General features: G+C 30.4%; 6 protein-coding genes. 1 reads left to right on the plus strand and 5 read right to left on the minus strand.

Annotated features, from left to right (window positions below):
• Positions 1 to 4: 4 nt before the first annotated feature.
• The 5 genes from nrdE to CHL78_RS11225 form a co-directional block, all read right to left on the minus strand.
• Positions 5 to 2104 carry a class 1b ribonucleoside-diphosphate reductase subunit alpha gene (nrdE, locus tag CHL78_RS11205; protein WP_094365978.1) on the minus strand — a complete coding sequence of 700 codons (2100 nt, stop codon included), beginning with the start codon at positions 2102 to 2104 and terminating at the stop codon, positions 5 to 7.
• A 394-nt stretch (positions 2105 to 2498) separates the two neighbouring features.
• The gene (locus CHL78_RS11210) at positions 2499 to 3938 is read right to left on the minus strand and encodes a glycoside hydrolase family 1 protein (RefSeq protein ID WP_094365979.1); all 1440 of its coding nucleotides are present in this window, start codon (positions 3936 to 3938) and stop codon (positions 2499 to 2501) included.
• A gap of 48 nt (positions 3939 to 3986) precedes the next feature.
• Positions 3987 to 5870, minus strand: a complete 1884-nt coding sequence (locus tag CHL78_RS11215) for a beta-glucoside-specific PTS transporter subunit IIABC (protein ID WP_094365980.1) — start codon at positions 5868 to 5870, stop codon at positions 3987 to 3989.
• A gap of 124 nt (positions 5871 to 5994) precedes the next feature.
• Entirely contained in the window at positions 5995 to 6834 is an 840-nt protein-coding gene (gene licT, locus CHL78_RS11220; protein WP_094365981.1) for a BglG family transcription antiterminator LicT, read from the minus strand.
• Between the two features lie 159 nt (positions 6835 to 6993).
• Positions 6994 to 8289, minus strand: coding sequence for a conjugated bile salt MFS transporter (locus CHL78_RS11225; RefSeq protein WP_094365982.1), 1296 nt, complete (start codon positions 8287 to 8289; stop codon positions 6994 to 6996).
• Positions 8290 to 8597: 308 nt separating this feature from the next.
• Between CHL78_RS11225 and CHL78_RS11230 the strand changes: the two genes are divergently transcribed.
• A partial coding sequence (locus CHL78_RS11230) for a hypothetical protein (RefSeq protein WP_147295816.1) occupies positions 8598 to 9933 on the plus strand: 1336 nt, incomplete at its 3' end.

Raw genomic sequence — 9933 nt, forward strand, 5'->3', positions numbered from 1 at the left:
CCCCTTATACTGAACACATAAGACATTCATTATTGTCACGTGTCATTTTTGTTCTTGTGTAATATAGGCTTTTTAATCCTTTTTTATAAGCATATATATAATATCTAGCAATATCTCTAGTAGTTTTATCGTCTGTTACAAACAGCGTTGTAGATATCCCTTGATCAACATGTTGTTGCACTGTTGCCACTACATCTATCACACTTTTCATGTCCATTCTATATGCAGATTGATAGTAAAGCATATTTTCATTTGTCAAAAATGGCATAGGGTACATAGTAGTAGAATCACCATAAGTTCTTACCTCTATAGGGTCAGTTATTGGCATTATGCTTGAAGTTGCATTTTGCACATAGCTAATACTTTGAGTAGGTGCTATTGCTGTCAAGTAAGCATTATATATTCCATTGGTCTTTACTTTATCTAATAATTTTGTCCAATCATTTCTTGTCGGTATATATATTCCTTCAAACAATTCTTTTATTTTATCAGTCGTAGGAGAATAATCCTCTGTATAATACTTTGATAGCACTTTACTTTCTTTTCCTTTTGCATATTCTGATTTTTCAAAGCCTTCAAAGGTTTGTTTTTTTTCTATGGCTATTTCCATAGATGCTTTTATTGCATAATACCTAACTATAGAGAAGAACACATTACTAAAATCTATTGCTTCTTTAGATGTATATAATATTCCCTCTCTTACAAGATATCCATGTAAATTCATAGCTCCTAGCCCTATAGCATGAGATGCACTATTTCCATTTTTAATAGTAGGTACTGAATCTATATTTGTCTTATCTGACACGAAAGATAATGCTCTTATTGCAGTTTTTACAGTGCCTTCTATATCTTTGTTATCCATAACATTCGCAATATTTAAAGACCCTAAGTTACAGCTTATATCTTGCCCCCAATTATTTTCACCAGCATATCCTTTTATATCTGATGGAGTTTGGTACTGGAATATTTCACAACATAAGTTGGACATTTTTATAACTCCATTATCTTTTAATACGTGCTCTTTATTTGCAGTATCAATAAATACTACATATGGGTATCCACTTTCCTGTTGCATTTGTGCTATTCTAGTTAACATCTGCCTTGGATTTATCTCTTTTTTTCTTATATCATCGTCATTTGCAAGTATGTCGTACCACTCATCCATTTTTATATCATCAAAATCTACACCATACTTTTTATATACTGAGTGTGGATAAAATGCGTAAGCAGTTTCATTTTTCTCAGCTAATTCCATAAATTTATCTGGGATTATTGCACCTAGTGATAAAGATGCTAATCTTATTTTCTCATCTGCATTTATTTTTTTAGTGTCCATTAATAATTCAAAATCTGGATGGAATACAGTTAAATAAACAGCTCCTGCTCCTTGCCTAGCCCCCATCTGGTTAAAGTAGCTAAAAGATTGTTCTAACATCTTAGCAACTCCTACCACTCCACCTGAAGATCCATCTATATCTTTTATAGCTTCACCACTAGCTCTTAACCTAGATAAGTTAAGGGCAACTCCTCCACCTATCTTAGATAAGTGATTTGATGAAGATATGGCATAAGATATTCCTTCTGTGCTATCTTCTACAGATAACAAGAAACAAGATACCATCTCTCCTGCTCTTTTCCTCCCTGCATTTAAAAATGTTGGAGTAGCAGGTTGAAACTCTTGTCTTACTAATTTCTTAGCTAAGCTAAGTGCCAATTCTTTTTTACCATCAGCAAGTGCTAGAGATACTATTAATACCTTATCATTGTAACTTTCCAATATTTCTTTACCATCATTACTCTTTAATGCATAATTTTGATAAAACTTATTAGCACTCATATAAGATTGAAAATTAAAACTATGACTAGTTATAAGTTCATACACTTCCTTTATAAAACCTATGCTATATTTATCTATTACCTCTTTTGAATAATAGTCATTATCTACTAAGTAACTTAATCTATCTTCTAGACTCTTAAATTTTTTCAACCTAGGGTTTATTGACTCCCTTATGTAACACTCTAAGGCATCTTTATCTTTTTCTAACTGATACTTTCCTTGCTCATTTTTGATTATGACTTGATTATTAAATTTTATCCAGTTCATTTCCTACTCTCCTTTTGACCCTCTTGCTCTTTTGTTTTCATTATTATATTTATTTTTCTCTGTTTATCTATTCAGCTTATTTCTAAGCATTTAGACTTCCTTACCCTTTTTTTAAATTCATAATCAGTATTTATTTTCATAAAAGGTATTGACTTTTCAAATTTAAATTCATTGTATTTTAAATATAAAAACACCATATGTAGTTCTCGCAATGTACATTCTACACTATATATAGTGTGCTAACAAGTTTTTTTGCATTTTTTTACATATTAATTTTTTTGATATTTTCCAACTTTAGTAATATCAATAATTCTAGATTTTAGTAAGGATTTAATATAGATAAAATAAAAAAGAGACCAAATAGCCTCTTCTTTATTTTATCTATATTATTTAATTATAAATTTGCTCCATTAGAATCAATTACCTCTTTATACCAGTAGTAGCTATCTTTCTTATAACGATTCATAGAGGACCCCTCTTCCTCTTCACGGTCAACATATATGAATCCATAACGCTTTTGGTATCCATTTAACCAACTTAATAAGTCAGTACAAGACCAAGTACAATATGCCCATACCTCACAACCATCATCTACAGCTTTCAGCAACTCTTGTATATGTGCTTTTAAATAAGCTATTCTATATGGATCATGTATGCTTCCATCTTCTTCTTTCTTATCAAAAGCCCCTAAACCATTTTCAGATATAACTATTGGTAAATTATAACGGCTTGTTATTTCTCTACAAGCAAATCTTAAACCGCTAGGATCAATTGTCCAATCCCAGTCAGTAGTTTCAAGATATTGATTTGGAGGATTTTTAAATAAGCCTGGCTGACCCGTTATTTGACCAGACCCTTTTACACCAGTTGTATTCATAGATCCATACGGAGTCACTCCATCAATAGGATTGTATTCACACACACTAGTTTGATAATAATTTACTCCCATAAAATCAACCTTACTTGCAGCTTCTTTTAATATTTCTTCATCTCCTGAAGCAAATTTAGGTTCAAACCCTTGTTTCTTAAGGTAATTAAATGCAGCCTTTGGATAACGACCATAAGCATATACATCCATCCACCAGAAGTTTTTTAAATCATCAAAATCCATCTTCGACATAGCATTTTTAGGATCACAGTTAATTGAATAACTTGGACTATAAGCGAAGCTCGCCCCTATTTTACCTTGTGGCACAAGCTTCTTAAATTCTAATACTGATTTAGCATGAGCCATAAATGCATGATGATTTACTTGATAATAAGTTTTAGAATCATCAAACTTTCCTGGTGGGTGAAGAGCCGTCATCCATCCTAGTGTTGTAAATATATTTTGTTCATTTAGTGTTATCCAGTACTTAACCTTATGGCCAAATCTTTCAAATAATACCTTTGCATAATTTACAAAGTCATCAATAATTTGTGGATTTTCCCAACCATTATACTTATCTTCTAGTGCTTGTGGTAAGTCCCAGTGGTATATTGTGACCATAGGTTCAATATTATATTTTAAACATTCATCTATTAATTCTTCATAAAATTTAATTCCTGCTTCATTTATTTCTCCACATCCATAAGGAATAATTCTTGCCCAGGCTACAGAAAAACGATAAGTTTTAAGCCCCATTTCAGCCATAAGAGCTATATCTTCTTTAAATCTATGATAATGATCTACTGCGACATCTCCAGTAGTTGCTTTAAAAGTTTTTCCCGGTATCCTTACAAACTGATCCCAGTTAGTAAGTCCCTTACCATCTTCTAAATATGCCCCTTCTACTTGATAAGCAGCAGATGCACTTCCCCATAAAAATCCTTCAGGCATTCTTAATGATTCCATACTAATCTCCTTTTTAACCTTGTTATTGATAAAAATATTTAATATAAATTAAACTACCGTTAATATAGTTTCTAACTGTGTAATACTTTCATTTTTAGTTTTCACTATTTCCATAAATTGATCAGAGTTTGATATTATAACTGGTGTCACAGTATCATACCCTTCATTCTTGATAGCTTCTAAATCAAAAGTTAATAATAAATCCCCTTTTTTAATTTTATCTCCTACCTTAGCCATTGGAGTGAAGTATTTACCTTGTAAATTTACAGTTTCTAAACCAACATGAATCAATGCTTCCACACCTTCATCACTTCTAAGACCGATTGCATGATGTGTTTCAAAAAATACATCAATAGTTCCATCAAATGGTGCTACAATCTCTCCCTTAGTAGGAATAATAGCAACCCCTTGACCTAGTATACCAGTTGAAAAAGTCTTGTCATTTACCTCTGATAAATCAACTACGACTCCTTCTATAGGACAATCTATTTTAACTCCAGTATTTAATGGAGATTTTATTGAATTATTATCTATCTCTTCTTCCTCATCTTCATCTATAGGATCTTCAAATCCTATAATATATGTAGCAACAAATGTTGCAGCAATAGTAACTGCAGCTGTTATTAACATATATATAAGACTCATTGGACGAGCACTTTCTATATATTGAGGTATAGTAACTAGTGCTGGAGTTGCAACCCCAAAGCTTTTTAATTGGAAGAATCCTCCCACTAATCCACCTATTGCTGCACCAATACAAGCACCTATCATAGGTCTTTTTAGCCTAACCGTTACACCATAAAGGGCAGGCTCTGTAATACCAGCAACTAATGCTGAAAACGCACATGAAGCTGCTGTTTGCTTTAAGTCTTTATTTTTTGATTTTACAGCTACTGCTAATGATGCAGCCCCTTGAGCCATATTCGTACAAAATTCTGATATACAAATAAATCCTTCATATCCTACAGTTGCTATCATACTTAACTTAATAGGAGTAAACGCATGGTGCATACCTGCCATAACTACAAATGGATAAATACCAGCTACAAGACCAATAGCTATAAACCCTAATTTGTCATGAATAAAGTAAATCGCTTTTGATAACATATCACCAAATATAGAACCTAAAGGACCTATAACTACCATAACAATAGGTGCTGCAAATAAAACTACTAACATTGGCTTTAAGAAGTTCTTAGTAATAGCCGGAGTAATTTTATCTACAAATCTTTCAATATAAGACAATGCCCATACTGATAAAATAATTGGAATTACTGAATACGAATAAGACGCATAAGTTACAGGAACTACGTTGAAGAATTTAACAACTTCTCCTGCCTCTTTAGCTCCATTCATTAAGTTTATGAAATTAGGATGCAAAATAATAAGAGCCAAACTCACTGCATAATATGGGTTTGTATCGAATTTTTTTGCTGCTGACATTGCAATTAATACAGGCATAAAGAAGAATGCACCGTCTCCGATAACAGAAATTAACTGATATGTCTGACTAGTATCATCTAATATTGCCATCATTGGTAGTACAGTCAGTAATACCTTAATCATGGCAGCTCCAATTATAGCTGGAATAACTGGTGCCATACAACCTGAAATCACATCAAGAATTGTTGAAATAATTCCTTGCTTCTCTTTACTTTTATTACTTTGTTGTTTTGAGTCATTTTGGAAATTTCCTAGTTTACATATTTCTTTGTAAACTCCACCTACTTCATTTCCAATAATAACTTGGTATTGGCCACTTTTTTTCATTATGCCCATTACCCCTTTTGTTTTTTTGACAAGCTCATCATCTACTATAGATTCATCTTTTAAAGTAAATCTTAATCTTGTCATACAGTGTACTAGGCTAATTATATTATCCTTTCCACCTACTCTTTCTAATACTTTTTTTGCTACTGCTTGATAATCCATTTTTATCTCCTCCATTCATCTTTTTAAAATAGAGGTTTTGCCTACATATATAAGTTAGCTTATAGCGTAGTTACAATCCTTTTATATATAATAAACTGGTGGATTTTCCAGTCTTATTATCAAATTAAATACCTGCTTTAGTAGTAATTCTTTCTATATGAATCATTAAATATAATTGCTCATCCTTGCTTAAACAGTACTCATAACTTTTTTCAATTAAATCTTTAATTTTTAAAACACATTTATAACTATCTATATATTTATCCTTAAATACCTCAAAAATTTCCTCGTTATCATCTTCATAAATTGATTTATTAAATATTCTTTGTGCAAAGAATTTTAAGTGGGTTACAAATCTATAATAAAAAATTGATTCCTCATCAAATTCCATTCTATATGTATACTTAATAACATTTAATATTTCTTGCATTATTTTGGCTATATTAACTACATCAGTCATATTATCATTAAGTTCAGCATTTATTATATGTTGTGCAATGTATCCAGCTTCATCTTCATCAAATGAAATAGAAAACTGCTCTTCAATAGAGTCTAATGCTTGTTTACTTACCTCATACTCATCTCTAAATAATCTCTTTATATCCATTAACATTGGATTTTTAAGTTGTATGCCTTGCTTGTATCTTTCAATTGCTCCATGAATATGTTCTGTAAGTGAAACATATATTACATCATTAATTTTTTTATCGTACTCTTTCTCCAAAACAATTACAACTTGCTCAGTAATTTTCATATATTCTTCTGGTATATCTGATATTATTTTTTTAAATCTTTGATTTAGCCCTTTATCAGAATTAGAAAAAATCTTGTATCCCTTTACTAGTTCAGCATCTTGACCAGTCTTTTTACCAAAAGCGATACCTTTTCCCATGACAATTACTTCTGCTCCATTTTCATCAAAAGAGATAAATGCATTGTTATTTAAAATTTTTTCTATTTTCACTACTATCTCCTCCTAAAAAAGGTCATAAAAAAAAGCAAAACCCAAATAGAGTGTAATAAAACACTTATTGGGGTTTTGCCTGCACGACCAGTTACAATCCTAATATTAGATTACCATTAATGGATATTTTTGTAAAGTTCAATTTTGTAATTTTATATATTAAGCAACTTCCTTTAATTCTTTATTATCAGTATTATTAGCTCTTTCTTTATTTAGCTTAATCATACCTATTGAAGCTCCTATTAATAATACATATGCTATAGCTACTGCTCCTAATATTATTATCCAAGAAGTATTGTATCCAAACTTTTCTACAAACACTCCAAATAAAACTGAGCCCGAAGAGAATCCTACTGCAAATAGTAATTGTACTATACCTAATATACTACCATATTCTTTATTTCCAAATAATGAACCAGTAAGGTATGCTGGACCCATCATGTATGTATATATTGCAAAGCCTTTTAATGCTGAGAATATATATGCATATACTGGAGATTGACCTGATAATTGTAAAAATACTCCTGATATAAGAACTAATACCGATGATATTATTAAACATTTAATAACACCTAACTTATCAAATAATACTCCACCTACTATATTTCCACCTAATGAACAAACTGCAAATATAGAACCTATTGTACCAACTGTTATAGCATCAAACTTTAAGAATCCTTGGAAGTATGCTGCATGTTGAATTGAATATGCTGATACGTATATACCTACAAATGTAAATCCTAATGCTAGCATCCAGAAATATTTAAGCTTTGTAACTTCTTTTAATGTATATCCAAAATCAGTTTTTTTACTTTCTGATTTCACTTTGTTATTTTTACTTCTTACTATTTGACTAGCATCTTTAGGCATCTTTATAAATAATAGTGCTATTGGAACACCTACTACTAAAGATAGTGCACCAAATATAAAGTAAGACTGAGAGTATCCTTGACTTGCTAAAGATTGCATAACTAATTGCTGTAAGAATATGTTACCTATAGAACCTCCTGCAAATGCAAGTCCCATGGCTTTACCCTTACTTTCCTCATCAAACCAAGAACTTATTAAAAGTGGTACCCCTATACCCGATATAGCAGCTGTACCTATTTGAACTACTGAAGCTACAGCATAGAATTGCCATAGTTCAGTACACATAGAGAACATTAAAAATCCTCCACCTGATAATATAGCTCCTACTACATAAATTAATTTAACATTAATTTTTTGGAATGACATACCTATAAAAGGTCCTACTACTGCTGATACAATTGTACCTATTGAGAATATTAGTGAAAACGATGTAAGACTAAATCCTCTATCTGAAATAACAGGATGTATAAATAGTGGTTGAATATTTGATGCTACCCCAAACGGTATCGCTTGTATAAGCATACATGCCATTACTATTACCCACCCTGCTGAAATTTTCTTTTTATTATTTGTTAATGTACTCATAAAATCTCCTCCTTGATGTTGAAAACTTAATATTTAATAAAATATGTAATGTTATTTTTATTTTTTGATAACCTATTCCCTGTTACTATAATAACATTCGAAAAACAATTATTGTTACGAACAACAAGGTCTTTTGAGGAATTTAGGAATTCCTTTTTTGCCCATTTCCTCATTTTATTCCTTTTTCTTAAAATTCTTTATCAATTCTTACTATATGATTAGTGATATAATTAGAATCCATACTTGTAAATATATTACTAAGTATTAGAAGTATATTTAATTTAGTAATACCCTGGGAGGCCTGAAAATTGAAAAGTATAACATTTGGAAACATATTAGAAAATTTACTATATATATCTAATCAAAAGAAAAGTAGCCTTGCTCGTGCATTAGGGTATGATATATCCTATGTAAATAAATGGATCTCATCAAGGAATATGCCTAGTTCAAAACGCATAAATGAGATATGTGAAAATATATCTAACTTCATAGTTAAATCTCTTACTGAGGCAACACAGGCAAATTTAATTGAGTATTTTGAGATAGATAAGGATAGTGACAAAGAATTTTTACATAATTATATTGATACTATATTAAAAGATGCTTATATGGATACAGTTAATGCCACTAATAAATCAATCCAAAGTATTCCTAAAAATACACATTCAGAAGAATATTATAATAGTACCTCATATGTAAAGCCTACTCTTATGGAAAAGTCATTATTAGATGAAATACATTCATATGCTAATAATAATGAAAACTTAGAGGTATTGATATCCTTAAATTTGTTTGATCTTAATCATAAGGATAAGGTATCTTTAGCAACTATGAAAAAATCATTTTATGAGCTTAGCAAAAAATCTAATCTTAAAGTTGATTTTTCAATGGGATTAAAAGGAGATAACTCTGAAGAAATACTTAATGCATTATTGGTAATTAACTTAATTTCAACTTATCCTGCACTAAAATTCAATCTATACAGCTGTAGTCTAAATTCAAATACAACATTCTTCGCGATTAAAGACAAATTTATAGCTACCACTATATTCTCTGATGAAGGTGATTGTTTATTTTCAACTACTTCTAAAGAGAAAAGAATTGTAGAAGAGTTTTACTATAGCCTAGTGCACAAATTAAAAACCAAAGGAAAGCATATTTGCGATAAAATCACTCCAACTTCAATGATAGAAGATCAGACTTATATACAATACATTATGAATAATGATTTAAGATGCTTATTAGGTTCTATCAATGAATTTTTTATGCCTGAGGATTTATTTATGGAAATTGCATATAGGGTATTTGGAGACAATGATAAGATAATCAATGAATTAAAGAAAATAAATGTATTCCTTCATAATGCTACTTATAAATCAAAATTGAAGGTTCTTATTTATGAATCAGAGCTAAGAAAATATCTATCTTCAGGATGTATACATTTCTTTAATAATCCTGTCACTCTAACATTTAAAGAAAGAGAAAGACATATTGAGTATATTGAAAAGATACTTATGGAATCTGATGATGTAGAAATAAGATTAGTAGATGGTAATTTTATAGAAGACTTTAAAAATAATGATAATCCTTCTCTATACTTATCAAAGAACCTAAAATTCACAAAGATGCACCCTGTATCAGGTA

Source organism: Romboutsia weinsteinii (assembly GCF_002250835.2).
GTDB lineage: Bacteria > Bacillota > Clostridia > Peptostreptococcales > Peptostreptococcaceae > Romboutsia_A > Romboutsia_A weinsteinii.